Origin of the sequence: Streptococcus sp. HMSC076C08, assembly GCF_001810825.1 — a bacterium.
GTDB lineage: Bacteria > Bacillota > Bacilli > Lactobacillales > Streptococcaceae > Streptococcus.
This window is the reverse complement of sequence record NZ_KV802703.1, coordinates 862-1,507: the sequence shown is the minus strand read 5'-3', so window position 1 is coordinate 1,507 and position 646 is coordinate 862. Positions and strand designations below refer to the sequence as shown.

Genomic DNA, 646 nt, shown 5'->3' with positions numbered 1-646 from the left:
TGATACGAAACCAATGACTTTCGAAGATGGTCAGTCAACAAAAACAGTTCCAGGTGTAGGTGAATACAGCATCAATCCAGATGGCTCTATTACCTTCACTCCAGACAAGAAGTATGTTGGAACTCCAGCTCCAGTAACGGTTAGACGGGTAGATAAGAATGGCACTCCAGTGACTGCGACTTATACCCCAACAGTAACCAAGGTAACACCAACAGGAACCGGCGCAACCAGCACAGGCCCTCAAGGTGTTCCGCAAACAGGTACACCAACCCTCCAAGGTGGCGACCCACTGGTTCCAATTGATGAAACAGTTGAGCCAACCTTCGAAGATGGAAGCAAAGAGAAGTCTATTCCAGGTCAAGGAACTTACACAATTGCGCCAGATGGAAGTGTGACCTTCACTCCAGATAAGCAGTTTGTAGGCAAACCAGATCCAGTCACAGTCAAACGCGTAGATAAGAATGGCACCCCAGTTACTGCATCCTACAGTCCAGAGTTTACGAAAGTGACTCCAACTGGAACCGGTGCAACAAGTACAGGTCCTCAAGGACTTCCACAAACTGGTACTCCAACTTTCCAAGGTGGCGATCCACTGGTTCCAATTGATGAAACAGTAGAGCCAACCTTCGAAGATGGAAGCAAAGAG

General features: G+C 47.8%; 1 pseudogene. It reads left to right on the top strand.

What is annotated here, in order from left to right:
• Window positions 1-646 (top strand): annotated as a pseudogene (locus HMPREF2766_RS10230) (YSIRK signal domain/LPXTG anchor domain surface protein); the annotation flags it as partial.